The sequence below is a fragment of the Nonomuraea terrae genome (genome assembly GCF_004348995.1).
Taxonomy (GTDB): domain Bacteria; phylum Actinomycetota; class Actinomycetes; order Streptosporangiales; family Streptosporangiaceae; genus Nonomuraea; species Nonomuraea terrae.
Genome location: NZ_SMKQ01000033.1, coordinates 1 through 17,287, shown reverse-complemented (window position 1 = coordinate 17,287; position 17,287 = coordinate 1). Strand labels below are relative to the sequence as shown.

General features: G+C 71.0%; 18 protein-coding genes. 8 read left to right on the top strand and 10 right to left on the bottom strand.

All coding sequences use genetic code 11. From position 1 onward, the window contains the following. Positions 1 to 137: 137 nt before the first annotated feature. Positions 138 to 1,184 (bottom strand): hypothetical protein, encoded by a 1,047-nt coding sequence (locus E1286_RS14210; RefSeq protein ID WP_132612531.1) that lies wholly within the window; start codon positions 1,182 to 1,184, stop codon positions 138 to 140. A 147-nt stretch (positions 1,185 to 1,331) separates the two neighbouring features. Between E1286_RS14210 and E1286_RS14205 the strand changes: the two genes are divergently transcribed. Continuing rightward, on the top strand, positions 1,332 to 1,853 hold the full coding sequence (locus E1286_RS14205) for a gamma carbonic anhydrase family protein (RefSeq protein ID WP_187368164.1): 522 nt from the start codon (positions 1,332 to 1,334) through the stop codon (positions 1,851 to 1,853). Here the strand turns inward: E1286_RS14205 and E1286_RS14200 are convergent. After that, entirely contained in the window at positions 1,825 to 2,706 is an 882-nt protein-coding gene (locus E1286_RS14200; protein WP_132612527.1) for a hypothetical protein, read from the bottom strand. The genes E1286_RS14205 and E1286_RS14200 overlap by 29 nt on opposite strands. A gap of 74 nt (positions 2,707 to 2,780) precedes the next feature. Between E1286_RS14200 and E1286_RS14195 the strand changes: the two genes are divergently transcribed. Beyond that, entirely contained in the window at positions 2,781 to 4,121 is a 1,341-nt protein-coding gene (locus E1286_RS14195) for a hypothetical protein (RefSeq protein ID WP_132612607.1), read from the top strand. A 483-nt stretch (positions 4,122 to 4,604) separates the two neighbouring features. Here the strand turns inward: E1286_RS14195 and E1286_RS14185 are convergent, their stop codons facing one another. The 7 genes from E1286_RS14185 to E1286_RS14155 form a co-directional block, all read right to left on the bottom strand. Then, complete coding sequence (locus tag E1286_RS14185) at positions 4,605 to 4,886, bottom strand: metal-sensitive transcriptional regulator (RefSeq protein ID WP_043615428.1); 282 nt, start codon at positions 4,884 to 4,886, stop codon at positions 4,605 to 4,607. 27 nt (positions 4,887 to 4,913) lie between these two features. Continuing rightward, on the bottom strand, positions 4,914 to 5,978 hold the full coding sequence (locus tag E1286_RS14180) for a glycosyltransferase (RefSeq protein ID WP_132612525.1): 1,065 nt from the start codon (positions 5,976 to 5,978) through the stop codon (positions 4,914 to 4,916). Beyond that, positions 5,975 to 6,769: a hypothetical protein gene (locus E1286_RS14175; protein WP_132612523.1), complete on the bottom strand. Its 795-nt coding sequence runs from the start codon at positions 6,767 to 6,769 to the stop codon at positions 5,975 to 5,977. Before E1286_RS14175 ends, E1286_RS14180 begins: the two co-directional genes overlap by 4 nt. 148 nt (positions 6,770 to 6,917) lie before the next feature. Then, positions 6,918 to 9,023, bottom strand: a complete 2,106-nt coding sequence (locus E1286_RS14170; protein ID WP_132612521.1) for a (Fe-S)-binding protein — start codon at positions 9,021 to 9,023, stop codon at positions 6,918 to 6,920. A gap of 114 nt (positions 9,024 to 9,137) precedes the next feature. Next, positions 9,138 to 9,725: a TetR/AcrR family transcriptional regulator gene (locus E1286_RS14165; protein ID WP_132612519.1), complete on the bottom strand. Its 588-nt coding sequence runs from the start codon at positions 9,723 to 9,725 to the stop codon at positions 9,138 to 9,140. After that, positions 9,722 to 10,492, bottom strand: coding sequence for a class I SAM-dependent methyltransferase (locus E1286_RS14160; protein WP_132612517.1), 771 nt, complete (start codon positions 10,490 to 10,492; stop codon positions 9,722 to 9,724). The genes E1286_RS14165 and E1286_RS14160 overlap by 4 nt, the downstream gene beginning before the upstream one ends. After that, complete coding sequence (locus E1286_RS14155) at positions 10,489 to 11,298, bottom strand: sugar phosphate isomerase/epimerase family protein (protein ID WP_132612515.1); 810 nt, start codon at positions 11,296 to 11,298, stop codon at positions 10,489 to 10,491. Before E1286_RS14155 ends, E1286_RS14160 begins: the two co-directional genes overlap by 4 nt. A gap of 91 nt (positions 11,299 to 11,389) precedes the next feature. Here E1286_RS14155 and E1286_RS14150 point away from each other — a divergent pair, with 91 nt between their 5' ends. The 5 genes from E1286_RS14150 to disA all read left to right on the top strand — a co-directional run bounded on the left by E1286_RS14150 (position 11,390) and on the right by disA (position 15,450). Then, a complete protein-coding gene (locus E1286_RS14150) occupies positions 11,390 to 12,088 on the top strand; it encodes a class I SAM-dependent methyltransferase (RefSeq protein WP_132612513.1) in 699 nt (232 codons plus the stop codon). A gap of 118 nt (positions 12,089 to 12,206) precedes the next feature. Next, positions 12,207 to 12,575 carry a MerR family transcriptional regulator gene (locus E1286_RS14145; RefSeq protein WP_132612511.1) on the top strand — a complete coding sequence of 123 codons (369 nt, stop codon included), beginning with the start codon at positions 12,207 to 12,209 and terminating at the stop codon, positions 12,573 to 12,575. Positions 12,576 to 12,578: 3 nt separating this feature from the next. Then, on the top strand, positions 12,579 to 12,884 hold the full coding sequence (trxA, locus tag E1286_RS14140) for a thioredoxin (RefSeq protein WP_132612509.1): 306 nt from the start codon (positions 12,579 to 12,581) through the stop codon (positions 12,882 to 12,884). Positions 12,885 to 12,925: 41 nt separating this feature from the next. After that, the gene (gene radA / locus E1286_RS14135; RefSeq protein WP_132612507.1) at positions 12,926 to 14,332 is read left to right on the top strand and encodes a DNA repair protein RadA; all 1,407 of its coding nucleotides are present in this window, start codon (positions 12,926 to 12,928) and stop codon (positions 14,330 to 14,332) included. A 41-nt stretch (positions 14,333 to 14,373) separates the two neighbouring features. Beyond that, complete coding sequence (gene disA / locus E1286_RS14130; protein WP_132612505.1) at positions 14,374 to 15,450, top strand: DNA integrity scanning diadenylate cyclase DisA; 1,077 nt, start codon at positions 14,374 to 14,376, stop codon at positions 15,448 to 15,450. 197 nt (positions 15,451 to 15,647) lie between these two features. On the opposite strand, the gene E1286_RS14125 is transcribed toward disA, so the two are convergent. Beyond that, positions 15,648 to 16,325: a hypothetical protein gene (locus E1286_RS14125; RefSeq protein ID WP_132612503.1), complete on the bottom strand. Its 678-nt coding sequence runs from the start codon at positions 16,323 to 16,325 to the stop codon at positions 15,648 to 15,650. A gap of 79 nt (positions 16,326 to 16,404) precedes the next feature. On the opposite strand from E1286_RS14125, the gene E1286_RS14120 reads away from it, so the two are divergent. Then, on the top strand, positions 16,405 to 17,280 hold the full coding sequence (locus tag E1286_RS14120) for an HhH-GPD family protein (protein WP_187368163.1): 876 nt from the start codon (positions 16,405 to 16,407) through the stop codon (positions 17,278 to 17,280). Positions 17,281 to 17,287: the final 7 nt, after the last annotated feature.

Genomic DNA, 17,287 nt, shown 5'->3' with positions numbered 1-17,287 from the left:
GCGGCCGGCGTACTCAAGCAGCCCGGTGCCTGGTCCTGCGTCCAGGCGGCCCCGGCACCGGGCCCCCAACCCGGAGGGGCCACGAACGCGGAAGCCCCCGACCCAATCGGGGGCGGGGGCTTCCGCCCGCTGTTCGCCTACTTGCCGGCTTCCGAGAGCCGGCCGATGTTCACGTCGGTGTCGTCGGAGACGGGCGTCTCGCGCGGCTCCTCCTCCACCTCGTCCTCCTCGACGATCACCCGCACGTCCTCCTGCGCCTGGGCAGGCTGAGCGGGCTGAGCCACCGGCAGCGCGGCGGTCTCGGGCACCAGCGGCCCCGCCGCCGACTCGGCGTGCATGAGATCCCCGAGCACCGAGCTGATCTCCGTCAGCCGCCGCACCACCTCGGTGTGCGTGTTGCTCAGGTATTCGACCCGGCGCCCCGCCTGCTCGTCCAGCACCGCGGTGCGCTGCTGCGCCGCCGCCAGCATCTGCTCGGCCTCGGCACGCGCCCCGGTCACGAGCTGCTCGGCCTCCGCGTGGGCGCCCGTCACGAGCTGCTCGGCCTGGGCGTTGGCGGACTGCAGCAGCTGCTCGGCCTCCGTGCGCGCCGACGAGAGCACGTGCTCGGCCTCGGCCTGCGAGGACGAGAGCAGGTGCTCGGCCTCGGCGCGCGATTCCCGCTGCACCTCCTCGGCCTCGGCGCGGGCCGCGCCGCGCTGCTCCTCGGCGTCGGCGCCCGCCTGGGCGAGCATGCGCTCGGCCGCCTGCGTCGCCTCGCCGACCCGCCGCTCGGCCTCGGCCTGCGCGGAGGTCAGGATCTTGTCGGCCGTCTCGCGCGAGGACGTCAGCAGCCGGTCGGCCTCCGTCTTGGCGGCCTCCCGGAGGGCGGCGGCCTCGGCCTCGGCGTCCTCCCGCTTGGCCTGGGCCTCCTCCTCGCCGAGCCGCAGGATCTGCGCGAGCCGGGGGCTGAGGTCCTCGTAGCTCTGGGGCGTCTCGACCATGCGCCGCCTGGCCTCCGCCAGCTCGATCCGGCCCTGCTCGGCCTGGTCGAGCGCCCGCGCCAGCCGCTCTTCCAGATCCCGTATCTGGTTACGGGTACGGATGATGTAGTCGTGGACCTGACGGCGGTTGTAACCGCGCATCACGACCTCGAAGGTGTCCTCTTGCATCAGGTCGGGGAAGCTCTCGTGCTGGTTCGTCATGGGGGTTACCTAAGGGTTTGCGTGAGGCGGGGGAAAACTGCAGGTTGTGAGGGTCTGGCGACGAGACGTCAGGAAACGACTTTCCTGCCATCTGCCCACGTCCGCAACCCGAACGCCATACCCGGACCTGGAATTACGATGTGTCGAATGTACATAGCAGCGTTGGACAACGGGGCAGTCCCGGACATTCACCCCGAGGCGTACATCGCGCCCGGCGCCGTCGTGGTCGGCGACGTGCGCATCGGCAGAGCGTCCAGCATCTGGTACGGCTCCGTGCTCCGCGGCGACGACGAGCGCATCGAGGTCGGCGACGAGTGCAACGTCCAGGACCTGTCGTGCCTCCACTCCGATCCCGGCGAGCCCGCCATCCTCGAAGACCGGGTCAGCCTGGGCCACAAGGCGATGGTGCACGGCGCCCACGTCGAGTCGGGCGCGCTGATCGGCATCGGCGCGATCGTGCTGGGCCGCGCCCACATCGGCGCGGGCACGCTCGTGGCCGCCGGGGCGCTCGTGCCGCCCGGAAAGAAAATCCCGGCCGGCGTGCTCGTGGCCGGGGTGCCCGGCAAGATCGTCCGCGAGCTCACCGACGACGACCGCGACTCCTTCGCCCGCACGCCCGACACCTACATGGCCAAGGCGCTCAGGCACCGGCGGGCGTCATCGCTTTGATCAGCACCTGGTCCGGCACCGAGGCGTCGTTGAGCGGATCGGCGTATTCGGGCAGCTCGGGCCGCAGGAAACGCACGAAGTCGACGGTGAGCTTGAGGTCGGGCGTGCCCTTGACCTGCTTGGCGTTGCCCTTGTCGGCGTCCTTCTTGAGCGTGCTGTAGCTGTCCCAGTCGGTGTAGGCGGTGACGCCCCACTGGAGCACGTCGGGCAGGGTCGAGGGCCAGCGCCGGCCCACCTTCCACTGGCCGCCCTCCTCCTTGTACAGCGCGACGAAGACGCGGCCCACCCGGGCCAGCACCAGGTCGACCCACCCCTCCTTGACCGCCAGTTCCTGCGGCTTGGAGCTGCCGTCCTGGGTGTACTTCACCTCGACCTGACCGCTCTTCTCGCCGGTCCCGACGGTGATCGACACCCAGTTGGGCTTGGCGTACGAGTTCGGCTGGCGGGCCATCAGGCCGCCGAGGGAGAACTTCCGCTTGGGCCACCCGGCGCTCTTCCCGGTGACCTTGACCCGGGCGTGCATGACGATGTCGCCGGCGAGGTCCTGGTAGACATACGGCCCGCGGAACACGTCGAACCAGGCCGACGTGTTCGGCTCCAGGTACATCGCGCCCTTGGCGGTCTTGTTCACGTCGAGCTTGGTGATGCGGTCGACGTCCTTCTCGGTCTCGCTCAGCTTCGTCCACATCGACAGGTCGTCCGCGTCGTCGAACTCCGTCGAGGCGCCGCCCACCTCCCCGCCCGGCGCGGGCGGCTTGGCGTTCTCCAGCGTGAGCACACCCGGCCCGGAGAGCGTCGGCTGCGCCGACGTGGTCGTACCGCATCCGGTGAGCACGCACACGACTGCCAACATTCCTGCAACCTTCGCCCTCATAGGGGACATTCTGCCGTGAGAACCTGAAGGATGATCCGAGGATGCCCAGTACGATGACGGCCGTGCCACCCTGGGATGCGTTCACCGCCACCGAGGCGGAGGTCCGCGCGATGGTCGCCGACCCACGCTGGCAGGGGCTCTCGGTGCCCGACCGGGCCCACGTCCTGGCGGCCAGGATTCTCGTGACCCCCGACGGCGACCGGTGGTTGTTCGGCGCACACGCGCGCTGGCGCCTGCTCGACCCGGCCGACGGCCGCTGGCTGCCGGCCCCTCCGCCCCGTGGCACGCGGGCGCGCCAGGTGGGGCATCCGGCGGCGGGGCTGCCCGACACCGTGGTGCCCGACGGCTACGACTTCCACGCCGAGCCCGGCTCGACCCAGGCGTTCATCGGCCCCGACGTGCCCGAGCGCCTCACCGAGCAGCTCAGGGTGCTGCTGCGGGCCAGCGGCCGCAAGTCCGAGCTCGACTACCCGCTGACGGCCTTCGGCGACGTGTTCGGCTCCGACGTGCCCGGCACGGTCGCGGCCGTCTGGGGCACGATCATGTGGTCGGCGTACGCGCCGGCGTTCGACGGCAACGAGCGGCTGATCACCGTGTTCGGCGAATACCTGCGCCGTTCGCTGCCCGGCGACGACTGGGTGCGCTGGCTGCCCGCGCCGCCGCTGCTCGACCTCGTCACGCTCGTGGCCGAGCGGATGCGCGCGGGCCGCACGCGCGAGGCTCTGCGGTTGGCCGCCGTGATGGCCGACACGGCGCAGCTCCTGCTGCTCGACACCCGGTTCAGGCCCCGGGCGCTCGCGCTGCTCACCATGGTCGAGCCCATGCTGCGCAGGCCCGAGCTGACCGACCCCGACGACGCCGCGGCGCTGCGCCGCGTGTGGCTGGAGCGCTGCCCGGCGCGGCTGTGCCGGGCGCTGCTGGTCGAGAACGACCCCGAGGCGCACTTCTCCCACACCCTGTACGACCTCGTGGAGGCGCTGGAGTTCCTGCCCGATCCGCGGGCCGGCGCGGCCGCGTTCCTGGCCGACCTGTCCGACTCCGGCGGGAGGCTGCCCAGCCTGCTGGACCACCGGCTGCGCGCGGCGTACGAGGAGCTGCGGCGGGCCGGCCTGACCGGCGCCTCGGCGGCGGAGTCCACGGAGCCCGACGGGTTCCCGGTGCAGGCGCGGGCGGGTGGGGTCTCGACGGCGCCCGCACCGGTGCCTTCGCCGGTGCTGGAGGTGGCGCCGCCGGACCGGTGGAGCGCGGCGGCGGTGCTCGGGGCCGCGTACGCGATGGGGCTCGCCTGGGAGCGGCTGACGGGGGCGAAGGTGCCCGAGCGGGGGCTGCCCGGTCAGTCGGCGCTCGTCGCACGACTCATCCACGAGCGCGACGACCACAGCGGTCTCAAGTAAACCACTAATGTCGTCATTTCCCACTTACTTCGCCCATATCGTTCTAACACTTGCGATAACAGCTCATTCGCTGAATTGTGATCTCGGATTGGGGAAATGACCCAGAGGAGCCCCGAGGCTCCGAAAGGAATGACTCCGATGGGCCATGTCGCCCGGAGGGGCGTCCGCCGTAACCTCGTAGAGGGTGTGGGCTGCGGAAGGAAGGACGACGCGGTGGGGCACGATGACCTGGACTCTCGGGTCCACGACCGTGTCGCGTTGGACGAGATTGCGCTCTACGCCGAGGTGCTCACGGCCGTGGCTGTCAGCGAGCGGCGGCTGACCTTGGACGAACTCGACGACGCGCTCGGATTGCGGACTTCGGCGAGCCGCTGAAGGACCAGACGATTACTAGCCCCGGGAACCTAGTTCCCGGCTCCTGAGGGGTCGGGAACGGCGGTTTCCGGGGTTTACCCCTAACTAGTCACCTTGCCCCGGCGAGGGCTACGACCGCACGAGACGGGCGATCGCCGCCGAGGCCTCCTTGACCTTCGCCTCGGCCTCAGGACCGCCGCTGTTGATGGCGTCGGCCACGCAGTGGGAGATGTGCTCCTCCAGCAACCCCAGCGCCACCGCCTGGAGCGCCCGCGTCGCCGCGGAGACCTGGGTGAGCACGTCGATGCAGTAGGCATCGTCATCCACCATGCGCTGCAGGCCCCGGATCTGACCTTCGATTCGCCGGAGGCGTGTCAGATATGCCTGCTTGTCTCCGCTGTACCCATGCATGGTTCTACGGTACCCGTAACCGGTATTTCAGCGGAGCTCGCCGATCAGCTTCTCCCACTGGCCGGCCACCTCGGTGGCCGCGTGGCGCACGGCCGTGTCGAGCGCCCCTGCCGCCAGCGAACGCCGCCGCCGCTCGTCGTCGATCAGCGCCAGCAGCGCCGCCGCGAACGTCAGAGGGTCGTCCTGGTCGGGCACCAGCACGCCGTTGTAGCCCGTCGCCACGAACTCCTTCGGCCCCCGCGCCCCGTCGAACGCCACGACCGGCACCCCGCAACCCATGGCCTCCAGCACCGTCATGCCCTGGTCCTCGCTGCGCGAGGTGTTGGCCACGATCGACGCCTTGGCGAACTCGCCCGCCAGGTCGGACGTCGTGCCCATGAAGTAGACGTGGTTGTGCAGGTCGAGCTCGCCGATCAGCGCGCGCAGCCGCCGCTCCTCGGGGCCGGCGCCGTACAGCCGCAGCCGCCAGTCGGGGCGCTGCGCGGCCACGAGCGCGAACGCCCGGATGAGCCGGTCGTACGCCTTCACCGCCACCCACCGCCCGCCGGCCGCCACGATGCGGTTGTCCATGCGCGAGCGCGGCCACGGGCCGTCCGGCAGCGCGTCGGGCAGGCTGTGCACGACCGGCCCCGCGCCGAGCAGCCTCGCCCACTCCTCCAGCGCCGACTCGGTGGCCGTCACGACGGCGTCGAGGCGCGGATAGAAGCGCATCACCGGGCCGGGGACGGCCGGCCGCCCCCACTCCCTAGCGATCTTGATGGTCTCGCGCGGCGCGTGCCTGGCCGCCTGGACGCCGACGCCCGGCCGGGTCGTGATCAGCACGTCGGACTTGAGGTTGCGCAGCACCCGCCAGAGCGCCACCTCGGTGCGGACCTGACCGCGCGGCAACAGATGTCTCACCCCGGGCCGGGCGTCGACCACACTGCGCATGGACACCTTGGGCCCGATCGGGAAGAACGGCTTGTCCTTCTGCCGCCGGATGCTGATGACCTCGACGTCGTGCCGCTCGGACAGCGCGGTGGCGAGGTTGAGCGTGGCCCGAACGTCGCCCCGCATGCCGTAGGCGGAGGCGAGCACCAGGCTGATCCTCATCCCCCCACCTCGATGCGCAGCTCGTCGTCGGCGGTGTAGCAGGGCCTGATCAGCACGCCGTCGACCCGGGCCGACGGATAGTGGAGCCGGCGCCGTTTGCCGTCGACGTCGTCGAGCCGCGCCCCCAGCGGGAGCGGCGCGGGCACCCCCTCGACCTCCAGCGCGGGCTCCCACATGCCGGACTCCTCGGGATCGGCGGCCAGCACGTCGACCAGCGACACGGCCGCGTGGAAGCGCACGCCCTGCACGGTGGCCGTGGCCGACACCCGGGAGCTCGTCGGCCGCCGGTCGAGGGTGAGCACGGCCTCGTGGCGGGAGTCGTCGTCCTCCAGCCCCGTGTAGGCCAGCAGGCCCGTCACCTCGAAGCGGCCCTCGCGGAACCAGATCGCGCGCACTTCGGCGACGGGCTCGGCGTCGGAGATCTTCAGCGCCAGGAACCCGTTGCGGGTGCGGTAGGAGCGGTAGGCGAGAGTGCGTTTGCACAGCGCGTACGCGTCGAGATGGTCGAGCGAGAAGCCGGGATCGACGCTGCGCAGCCGGCTGCGCGTGTCGCCGGAGCGCAGGTAGGCGTCCCAGCGCCCGGCGGTGAGCCGCAGCGGCGCGAGCGAGACCGCGAGCGTGGCCTCGCGCGCCCGCACGCCGGAGGTGCCGATCCGCACGTCGCGCTCCACCCCCGTGGTGCGGTGCCGGAGCACCAGCTCGGTGCCGTCTTCGAGTGGTCCGTCGATGGCGAGTCGCAGGGAGAGGACGTCGGCCAGTGTGACTTCGGCGTCCGTGACGACGACGCCCATCACGAGCCCCCTCCCCGTCGAATAAGGCCATGCGTCGTTGAGGTTACCGTGATTTTCCCGTTATGTGGATGCCGGGTTTCTTCTGATCACGCCTGTTGACATGGGAAACTCCTCCACCACACGGGTGGAGGAGTTTGACGAACATCGGTCAGGAAGCTCCCTTGACCGATTTGATCAACAGCTGGGCCACGTCCACGACTTCGAGCGATTCCTTGGCCTCGCCGTTGTTCTTCTTCTCGTTGATCGCGTCGCCGAGCATCACCATGCAGAACGGGCACGCGGTCGACACCGTGTCGGGATTCGTGGTCAGCGCCTCGTCGACCCGCTCGGTGTTGATGCGCTTGCCGATGCGCTCCTCCATCCACATGCGCGCGCCGCCGGCGCCGCAGCAGAAGCCGCGGTCCTTGTGGCGGTGCATCTCCTGGGTCTGCACGCCCGGCACCTTGGACATGATGTCGCGGGGCTGGGAGTAGACCTTGTTGTGGCGGCCGAGGAAGCAAGGGTCGTGGTAGGTGATCTTCTCCTCGATCGGCGTGATCGGGGTGAGCAGGCCCTCGTCCACCAGCTTCGACAGCAGCTGCGTGTGGTGCACGACCTCGTACGTACCGCCGAGCTGCGGATACTCGTTGGCCAGCGTGTTGAAGCAGTGGGGGCAGGTGGCGACGATCTTCTTGACGCCGGCCTCGTTGAGCGTCTCGATGTTCTGCTGGGCCAGCATGTTGAACAGGTATTCCATGCCCAGCCGGCGCGCCGGGTCACCGGAGCAGGCCTCCATCGGGCCGAGCACCGCGAACTTCACGCCCGCGATGTGCAGCAGCTCGGCGACGGCCTTGGTGGTCTTCTTGGCCCGGTCTTCCAGCGCACCCGCGCAGCCGACCCAGAAGAGGTACTCGGTGCCCTCGGGCATCTTGTCCTCGACGATCTCGACCTCGAAGTCGAGCTCCTCGATCCAGTCGGCCCGCTTCATCTCGGACATGCCCCACGGGTTGCCCTTGTTCTCCAGGTTCTTCACCATCACTCCCGCCTCGGACGGGAACGACGACTCCACCATCACCTGGTAGCGGCGCATGTCGAGGATGTGGTCGATGTGCTCGATGTCCACCGGGCACTGCTCGACGCAGGCGCCGCAGTTGGTGCACGACCACAGCACGTCGGGGTGGATCACGCCTTCCTCGCCGACCAGCGGCTTCTCCAGCAGCGCGAGCACGTCGGTGTCCTTGTGCTCGACGCCCTGCTGGGCGGCCATGAGGTACGGGGCCACCTTGAAGGCGTGGTCGCGCTGGTCGAGGATGAGCATCTTCGGCGACAGCGGCTTGTCGGTGTTCCATGCCGGGCACTGCGACTGGCAGCGGCCGCACTCCGTGCAGGAGTAGAAGTCGAGGAAACCCTTCCAGGTGGTGTCGGCGATGTTGCCGCGGCCGAGCTTCTCGGGGTCGAGGTCCTCGTCCTCGAAGTCGACCGGCTTGCCGCCGACGCGCATCTCGGGCGCGCCGCCGAGGCCGTCGGGGCGGCGGGAGAAGAGCACGTTGAGCGGCGCGGTGAAGATGTGCAGGTGCTTGGAGTTCACCACGATGACCAGGAACACCAGCATGAAGCCGATGTGCAGCAGCAGCGCGATCTCTTCCAGCAGGTGACTCCGCGGCAGCACGTCACCGAGCCCGAGCGAGACGAACGCGCCCGAGCTGTAGGGGAGGTTCCCGTTCGCGGCGGCGGCGCCGCGGGCGAGGAAGAGCGTCCAGATGATGTTGAAGATCATGAACAGGACGAGCCACGCGCCGCCCAGGTGCGAGCCGGAGAAACGCGAGCTGCGGCCGAGCGCCTTGGGGGAGTTCTTGACCCGGATGATCGCGAAGGCGACCAGGCCGGCGAGACACGCGACCGCGATGAAGTCCTGCAGGAAGCCGAGCACGCCCCACTGCCCGATGAACGGGATGTGGAAATCGGGCCTGCCGGTGATGGCGCCCTGGATGATCGCGCCGTACGCCTCGATGTAGACGGTCAGCAGGATGAAGAAAGCCCACATGACGAAAAAGTGCGCCACGCCGGATGGTGTCCACTTGAGCAGCTTCTTCTGCCCGAACACCTCGACGAGCTGCGCCTTGATCTCGTCACCCGCGTGGGTCTTGGCATATTCGATGCGTTCCGGCGCAGGCGGCCCCACGGTCGCGAGCTTGTACAGGAACAGCGCCCTGCGGCCGGCCAAGGCGACCGCCACGACGGTCATGACCAGCCCGATGATCGCTACCCAGAGCACGGGGTCCTCCCACAGACGACGTTGGCTGTCCAGCCACCCCGAAATCCTACCCATGGGTAACATTACCGGGGTACAGACATACCCTAAGGTCACCGGCCTGTGTAGAACAATGCTCTAGACGCTGAAGTACCGCTGGATCGTCGGCGCCAGCAGCTCGACGAGCTCGTCCTCGCTCGCGCTCGCGATCGGCTCCAGCCTGAGCACGTAGCGCGCCAGCACCACGCCGATCATCTGCCCGAACGCCGCCTCGATCCGCAGGTGCGGCACCTCCAGCCGGTCGGCCACCTGGAAGAGCAGGGCGTTCGTGATGAACTCGCGGAACATCGCGGCCGCCTGCTCGTTGGTCATGGCCGAGCGGATCAGCGCCACCAGCGGCTCGCGCGTCTCCGGCGCGGCCGTGACCCTCAGGATCAAGCGTACGAGCCGCTCCGCGAGCTGCTCGCGGGGGCCCTCCACCACCAGCGGGAGGATTTGCTGGGGCGTGATCGGCAGCTGCATGGCCGCGGCGAACATGCCCGCCTTGGTGTCGAAGTAGTGGTGCACGAGCGCCGGATCGACCTGGGCCTCCCTGGCGATGCCGCGCACGGTCGCCTTGTCGAAGCCCTTCTCCGCGAACACCCTCCTGGCCGCCGCGAGGATCTCCCCGCGCGTGTCGGCCGAGCCGGGCCTGCGCCCGGGACGCCGCCTGGCCGGCTCGGTCACCGGCCCACCGCCAGGTAGACCCGCATCGGCACCGACAGCACGCCCTCGGGAAACTCGCCACGCAGCTCCGCCCGCTGCCGCTCGACCAGCTCGTCGGCCCGCTCCGGCGACAGCGCCGCCATGTAGGAGTGGGACCGCAGGCCGAGCAGGAAGTCCTCGATGCCGACCAGCCTGGTCCACGGGAGCCAGCGCTCCTCGACCACCTCGAACGCCGCGGCGATCGGCGGCGCCGACCACTCGTCGAGGGCCGGCCCGTTGTAGGACGGCACGGCCTCGGCCAGCCGGACCTCGTACGCGGCCAGCCAGTCGGCCTGCGCCGCGTGGTGGAAGTTCCAGCAGCCCGCGATCACGCCCCCGGGCCGCAGCACCCGCCGGGCCTCGGCGATCGAGGCCACCGGGTCGAGCCAGTGCCACGACTGCGCGTACGTCACCAGGTCGGCCACCCCGTCGGCCAGCGGCAGCGCGTTGCCGTCAGCCCGCACCGCGACGACCGGCGCCCCCTCCTCGTCGATCCTGGTCACCAGGCGGGCCAGCATCGCGGCGCCCGGATCGACCGCGATCACGTGGGCGCCGCGGGCCCGCAGCCCGCGGGTCATGATGCCGGTGCCCGCCCCCACGTCCACCGCGGTCGCGCCGGCGAGACCGACGGCGGACAGCTCGCCCAGCGCGCGGTAGAGCTCGTCGGGATAGCCGGGGCGGCCCGCGTCGTACGCGTCGGCCACGCGGTCGAACACCCTGCCCAGCTCTTTGAGCGGCCCAGCGCTCACCGGGAGGCCGCCAGATGGAGCCGGGCGAAGGCCAGCCCCTCCGCCAGGTCGTCCACCCGCTCGGTGCGGCTGGTCGCCTTGCGCGTGTTGACCTCCAGGACGACCAGCCCGGAGTAGCCCGTGTTGGCCAGGCGCTCCAGCAGCTGCGCGCACGGCTGGTTGCCCCGGCCCGGCACCAGGTGCTCGTCCTTGTTCGTCACGCCGAGGCCGTCGGCCAGGTGCACGTGGGCGAGCCGGTCGCCGAGCTTGCCGGCCATCTCCATGGCGTCGGAGCCGGACACCGCGGTGTGCGACAGGTCGAGCGTGACCTTCGGGAAGTCGTAGTCGATCGGGTTCCAGTCGGGCGAGTAGGGCACCACGTCGTTGCCCCTGGCCCGCAGCGGGAACATGTTCTCCACCGCGAACGTGACGTCCGTCTCGTCGCGCATCCTCGCCAGGCCGGTCTCGAAGTCGCGGGCGTAGTCGCGCTGCCAGCGGAACGGCGGGTGCACCACGACCGTCGAGGCGCCGAGGCGTTCGGCGGCCTTGCGCGCCTTGACCAGCTTGGCCCACGGGTCGCGCCCCCAGACGCGCTGGGTGACCAGCAGGCAGGGCGCGTGGATCGCCAGCACGGGCACGTGGTAGTGGTCGGAGAGCCGCTCGATCACGTCGATGTCCTGACTCACCGGGTCAGCGCCGACCATGATCTCGACGCCGTCGTAACCCAGGCGCGCGGCCAGCTCGAACGCGTCGGGAGTGCGTTCCGGATATACCGAGGCGGTGGACAATGCGATCTTCGCATTGGGCACGCGGATGACATCAGCCACCTTGCCAGCCTAAGCCGGAGAAGCCGCTCTGGTGCGCCAGGCCCTTTGTCGAGCCGCTCACACGCTCTCCGGTGCGCCATACGGTTGTGCCATGTCACGGATCGCCAAGGGCGCCATCCCGAGCCCGAACATCTGGAACACGCCCCAGATCTACGAGCTGGAGAACCGCGCCGTCGACCCCGAGGGCGCGGCCGACGCCGCCATGCGTTCCCTGCGCCCCTGGGACGGCGCCACCGTGCTCGACATCGGCTGCGGCACCGGCTACCACCTGCCCGTCCTGGCGGCCGAGGCGGCGCGGGTGATCGGCGTCGAACCGCACGGCGACCTGGCCGCGCTGGCCCGGCGCCGCTGCGCGGCCCTCGCCAACGTGACGGTGCACGCCGCCACGGCCCAGGACCTGCCGCTGCCGGACGCGTCCGTGGACGTGGCCATCGCGCGGTGGGCGTACTTCTTCGGCCCGGGCTGCGAGCCGGGGCTGCGCGAGCTGTCCAGGGTCGTACGCCGCGGCGGCGCCGCCTTCGTCCTCGACCTCGACGCCACGCGGGGGTCGTTCGGCCGGTGGTTCTCGCGCACCGTGCCCGCGTACTCCGCCCGCGAGGTCGAGGCGTTCTGGGTCCGCCACGGCTGGCAGCGGCGGCCGCTCGACCTTCGCATGGCGTTCGAGCGGCGAGCCGACCTGGAGGCGGTGCTCCGCATCGAGTTCGCCCCCGAGGTCGCCGAACAAGCCATCGCCGAGACGCCGGGCCTGGACCTGGAGTACCCGAACGTCCTCCGCTGGCGCTACTACTGAGCCGTCTTCATGGGGCTCCATGCGGCGGGCTCGTTCACCAGAGGCCGCCGCCTTCCCCCGCTCTGGTCCTCGCTCGCCACTTGACATTGACGCCGACGTCAACGTTTACCGTGGGCGCATGCGCATCGGTGAGCTGGCGGAACGCACCGGAGTGAGTACCCGCTCCCTCCGCTACTACGAGGAGCACGGGCTGCTGCACGCCCGCCGTACGTCCAACGGCTACCGCGACTACGGCGAGGACGACGTACGCCTGGTGTCCGAGATCCGGGCCCTGCTCGACATCGGGTTCACGCTGGAGGAGACCCGGCCGTTCGTCGACTGCCTGCGCCGGGGTCACAGCACCGGCGGCTCGTGCGCGGAGTCGGTCGAGGTCTACGAGCGCAAGCTCGCCGAGATCGACCGGGAGATCCGCGTGCTGCTCGCGCGCCGCGCCGAGGTGGCCGCCCAGCTCGCCCAGTCCTGCCCAGGTTGCTTCGTAAGGGGATAAATCATGATCACGTTGACCACTGACAACTACGAGGAGCAGGTGATCAAGCGCGACGAGCCGGTGCTGGTCGAGTTCTGGGCCGAGTGGTGCGGGCCGTGCAAGATGGTCGGTCCGGTGCTGGAGCAGATCGAGGCCGAGCACGGCCTGACGATCGGCAAGCTCAACACCGACGAGAACCCAGAGATCATGGCCCGCTACGGCGTGATGGCCGTGCCCACCATGCTCCTGTTCGAGAACGGCGAGCCCGTCAAGCAGGTCATCGGCGCCAAGCCCAAGCGCATGCTCGTCTCCGAGCTCGGCCTGGCCTGACCTCTCGATGATTGTCGGCGCCAGCCGCTAGCCTGCTCGGCATGGCCAAGACAGCCCAGAAGCCCGGATACCGCTGTGCCGAGTGCGGCTGGCGCACCACCAAGTGGGTCGGCCGGTGCGGCGAGTGCCAGTCGTGGGGCACGGTCGACGAAGAGGGCGCCCGCGCGGGCGTCAATGTCGTCCAGGCCGGCGCCACCACCGGCCCCGCCCTGCCGATCGGCCAGGTCAAGGCCGAGACGGCGACCGCCCGCACGACCGGCGTCGCGGAGCTCGACCGGGTGCTGGGCGGCGGCCTGGTGCCCGGCGCCGTGGTGCTGCTGGCCGGCGAGCCCGGCATCGGCAAGTCCACGCTCCTGCTGGAGGCCGCGGCCCGCATCGCCGAGCGCACCACCGTCCTCTACGTGACGGGCGAGGAGTCGGCCGCCCAGGTGCGTCTGCGGGCCGACCGCATCGGCGCCATCCAGGACAACCTCTACCTCGCCGCGGAGACCGACCTGTCGGCCCTGGTCGCCCACGTGGAGAAGGTCCAGCCCCAGATGCTGGTGGTCGACTCCGTCCAGACGATCGGCTCGGCGCAGACCACCGGCGTCCCCGGCGGCGTCACCCAGGTCCGCGAGGTCGCCGCCAATCTCGTCCGCCTGGCGAAAGAGCGCAACATGGCGACGGTCCTCGTCGGCCACGTCACCAAGGAGGGCTCCATCGCCGGCCCCCGCACTCTCGAGCACCTCGTCGACGTCGTGCTCAACTTCGAGGGCGACCGCCACTCCAGGCTGCGCATGGTCCGCGCGATCAAGAACCGGTTCGGCCCCACCGACGAGATCGGCTGCTTCGACCTCCACGAGCGCGGCATCGAGGGCATCACCGACCCGAGCGGCCTGTTCGTCTCCCGCCGCAGCGAGCCCGTCCCCGGCACGTGCGTGACCGTCACGGTCGAGGGCACGCGCCCGCTGCCCGCCGAGGTCCAGGCCCTGGTCGCCCGCACGGAGGCCCAGCAGCCCAGGCGCACGTCCTCCGGCCTCGACACCTACCGCGTGCAGATGATCCTCGCCGTCCTGGAGCGCCGGCTCAACGCCCGGCTCGGGGGCTGCGACGTGTTCACCGCGACCGTCGGCGGCATCAAGCTGGCCGACCCGGCCGTCGACCTGTCGGTCATGCTCGCCGTCGCCAGCGCCGCCGGGGACAAGCCGCTGCCCGCCGGTCTGGTCGCCCTGGGCGAGGTCGGTCTGGCCGGTGAGTTGCGCCCGGTCAAAGACGTGCGCAGGCGGTTGACCGAGGCTGCCCGGCTGGGTTTCAAGCGCGCCCTCGTGCCCGCCGGATCCCTGGAAGAGCCGGGCCGCAGACGCGACGGTCAGCGCGCTCTGGTGCCGGTGGGGCCGGTGGCGTTCGCACCGGGGTTCGAGGTCGTCCAGGCGGAGAACGTCTGGGACGCTCTCACGCACGTGACATAGCGCGGCTAAGCTGAGCGGTGACCGATCGACACGGGGGTCAGGTGGATAGGAGTCTGGACGACCGTCGCCGCGAGGCCCTGGCGGCCGTGGCGCCGGGCACACCTCTGCGCGACGGCCTGGAACGAATCCTGCGCGGCCAGACCGGTGGGCTGATCGTGCTCGGCTACAACAAAGAGGTCGAAGAGGTCTGCAGCGGCGGTTTCGAGCTCGATGTCGACTTCTCGCCCACCCGCCTGCGCGAGCTCGCCAAGATGGACGGCGCCATCGTCGTGAGCAACGACCACAAGATCGTCCGTGCCGCCGTCCACCTCGTGCCCGACCCGTCCATCCCCACCGACGAGTCCGGCACCCGCCACCGCACCGCGCAGCGCGTCGCCCTGCAGACCGGCCTGCCGATCATCGCGATCAGCAAGTCGATGCGCATCATCGCCCTCTACCTCGACGGCATCCGCTACGTCCTGGAGGAGTCGGCGGCCATCCTGTCCAAGGCCAACCAGGCCCTCGCCACCCTCGAGCGCTACAAACACCGCCTCGACGAGGTCTCCGGCACCCTGTCGGCCCTGGAGATCGAAGACCTGGTCACGGTCAGAGACGTGGCCGCGGTCGCGCAACGCCTGGAGATGGTCCGCCGCATCTCCGACGAGATCAAGGGCTACGTGGTCGAGCTCGGCACCGACGGCCGCCTGCTCTCGCTCCAGCTCGACGAGCTGGTGGCCGGCGTCGAGTCCGAGCGCGAGCTGGTCGTGCGCGATTATCTCCCCGCCCCCGGAGGCCGCCGCCAGCGGCGCCTGATGGAGGCCATGCACGACCTCGACCAGCTGTCCGGCAGCGATCTGCTCGACCTGTCGGCGGTGGCGCGCGTGATGGGCCACAACGGCACCGAGCAGCTGGAGAGCCCGGTCAGCCCCCGCGGCTTCCGGCTGCTGGCCAAGGTGCCTCGGCTGCCCGCGACGGTGGTCGACCGGCTGGTCAACCACTTCGGCAGCCTGCAGAAGCTGCTCGCGGCCAGCATCGACGACCTGCAGGCGGTGGGCGGCGTCGGCGAGTCGCGTGCCCGCAGCGTCCGCGAGGGCCTGTCCCGCCTCGCCGAGTCCTCCATCCTCGAACGCTACGTCTGACCGCAACACCCGAGCCGCCACATCCGGGGCGCCACATCCGGGCCGCCACGTCTGAGCCGCCCGCGTCGGAGCCGCCCGAAGCCGCCACGTCAGAGCCGCTGGTCGGCAGTGGCGGAGCCGGAGCCTGGAGCCGGGCCTTGGCCGGGCCCGGCCCCGCCACGCCGTCTGTCGCACCGGCGGCGCGCCGGTGACGGCCTCTAGCGGAGGTGGAAGACGCCCTTGCCGCCGCGCAGCTTGCCCATGCGGACCGTGGCGACGTACGTGCCCGGCAGGGCGGTGGGCGGGCTGGCGCGGCAGTCGTCGCTGGAGCGCCGCCGGTCCCACTCCAGCGAGTGCACGTACGGCACGCCGCGCTCCAGCTTCCTGACGTCGGCGCCGGGGCCGCTCACGCAGTCGGCGGTGGACCAGATGCGGTCCGCGCCCGAGGTGATGCGGACCTCCACCGCTCGCGGCCCCACGTCGGCCGTGCACATCACTGAGCCGGTGTTCACCAGCGTGACGATGAAGCTGGGCCGCGCGTCGCCGGCGTAGATCGGCTCCTTGCCGCTCTGGAGGCTGAGCACGAGGTCTTTCTCCTCGCACGGCTCCCCCGGCCGCTTCGGGCGCGGGGAAGGCGTCGCCTTCGGGGTGGCGCTCGGGGTGGGCGACGGGGAGGCCGTGCCGAGGGCGAGCGTGCGCAGCCCGGCCAGCAGCGGGTCAGCGGACGGCGTGACGCTCGGTGAGGACTGCGCGCTGGAGGCGCGTTCCGGCCCGCTGCCCCCGCTGGAGCACGCCCACGCCACAACGGCCACCACGACGAGCACCGCAACCAGCACGCTCATGCGGCGCCGCCAGTAGATGTCGCCGCCGTCGCCACGCATCGTATCCGGGTCCATAGGCCCAGCATGGTAACCGGTTCTGCACGCACAGTGACGACACGCCGGGCCGCGCCGTTTCCCGAATACGCTTGACCCCGTGGTCGAGCCGAACCTCCTGCGCACCCCCGTTCTGGACTGGTACGCGCACAACGCCCGCGACCTCCCCTGGCGCGCCCCCGACGCGAGCCCGTGGGGTGTGCTCGTCAGCGAGATCATGTTGCAGCAGACCCCGGTCGCCCGCGTCCTGCCCGTCTGGCACGAATGGATGGAACGCTGGCCCGTCCCCAAGGCGCTGGCCGCCGAGCAGCCGGGCGAGGCCGTACGCCACTGGGGCCGGCTCGGCTACCCGCGCCGGGCGCTGCGCCTGCACGCCTGCGCCCGGGCCATCACCGACGAGCACGGCGGCGAGGTGCCGTCCGACCACGCGACGCTGCTGTCGCTGCCCGGCATCGGCGAATACACCGCCGCCGCGGTCGCCAGCTTCGCCTACGGCGGCCGGCACGCCGTCCTCGACACGAACGTCCGGCGGGTGTTCGCCCGGGCCGTCCGCGCCGAGGAGTACCCTCCGACGGCCACCTCCGCGGCCGAGCGACGGCTGGCGGAAAGTCTGCTTCCCGAGCTGGGCGCGGCCCGCTGGGGCGTGGCCGTCATGGAGCTCGGCGCCCTGGTGTGCACGGCCCGCGCCCCGCGCTGCGGCGACTGCCCGATCACCCACCTGTGCGCCTGGCGCCTGGCAGGCAAGCCACCCCACTCGGGCCCCGCCCGCAAGGGCCAGACCTACGCCGGCACCGACCGCCAGTGCCGAGGCCGCCTCCTCGAGGTGCTGCGCTCCTCCCATGGCCCCGTCCCGAAGGCCGCCCTCGACGCCGTATGGGACGACGCGGTCCAACGCGAACGCGCCCTCGACGGCCTGGTGTCCGACGGCTTGGCGGAGGTCCTCGACGACAACACCTACCGCCTCCCCCACGCCTGACCCCGCT

What these genes read in the sequence shown, in the direction of transcription:
- E1286_RS14210 (WP_132612531.1), bottom strand. Translation starts at nt 1,184, where the DNA reads ATGACGAACCAGCACGAGAGCTTCCCCGACCTGATGCAAGAGGACACC.
- E1286_RS14205 (WP_187368164.1), top strand. Translation starts at nt 1,332, where the DNA reads ATGTACATAGCAGCGTTGGACAACGGGGCAGTCCCGGACATTCACCCC.
- E1286_RS14200 (WP_132612527.1), bottom strand. Translation starts at nt 2,706, where the DNA reads ATGTTGGCAGTCGTGTGCGTGCTCACCGGATGCGGTACGACCACGTCG.
- E1286_RS14195 (WP_132612607.1), top strand. Translation starts at nt 2,781, where the DNA reads ATGACGGCCGTGCCACCCTGGGATGCGTTCACCGCCACCGAGGCGGAG.
- E1286_RS14185 (WP_043615428.1), bottom strand. Translation starts at nt 4,886, where the DNA reads ATGCATGGGTACAGCGGAGACAAGCAGGCATATCTGACACGCCTCCGG.
- E1286_RS14180 (WP_132612525.1), bottom strand. Translation starts at nt 5,978, where the DNA reads ATGAGGATCAGCCTGGTGCTCGCCTCCGCCTACGGCATGCGGGGCGAC.
- E1286_RS14175 (WP_132612523.1), bottom strand. Translation starts at nt 6,769, where the DNA reads ATGGGCGTCGTCGTCACGGACGCCGAAGTCACACTGGCCGACGTCCTC.
- E1286_RS14150 (WP_132612513.1), top strand. Translation starts at nt 11,390, where the DNA reads ATGTCACGGATCGCCAAGGGCGCCATCCCGAGCCCGAACATCTGGAAC.
- E1286_RS14145 (WP_132612511.1), top strand. Translation starts at nt 12,207, where the DNA reads ATGCGCATCGGTGAGCTGGCGGAACGCACCGGAGTGAGTACCCGCTCC.
- trxA (WP_132612509.1), top strand. Translation starts at nt 12,579, where the DNA reads ATGATCACGTTGACCACTGACAACTACGAGGAGCAGGTGATCAAGCGC.
- radA (WP_132612507.1), top strand. Translation starts at nt 12,926, where the DNA reads ATGGCCAAGACAGCCCAGAAGCCCGGATACCGCTGTGCCGAGTGCGGC.
- E1286_RS14125 (WP_132612503.1), bottom strand. Translation starts at nt 16,325, where the DNA reads ATGGACCCGGATACGATGCGTGGCGACGGCGGCGACATCTACTGGCGG.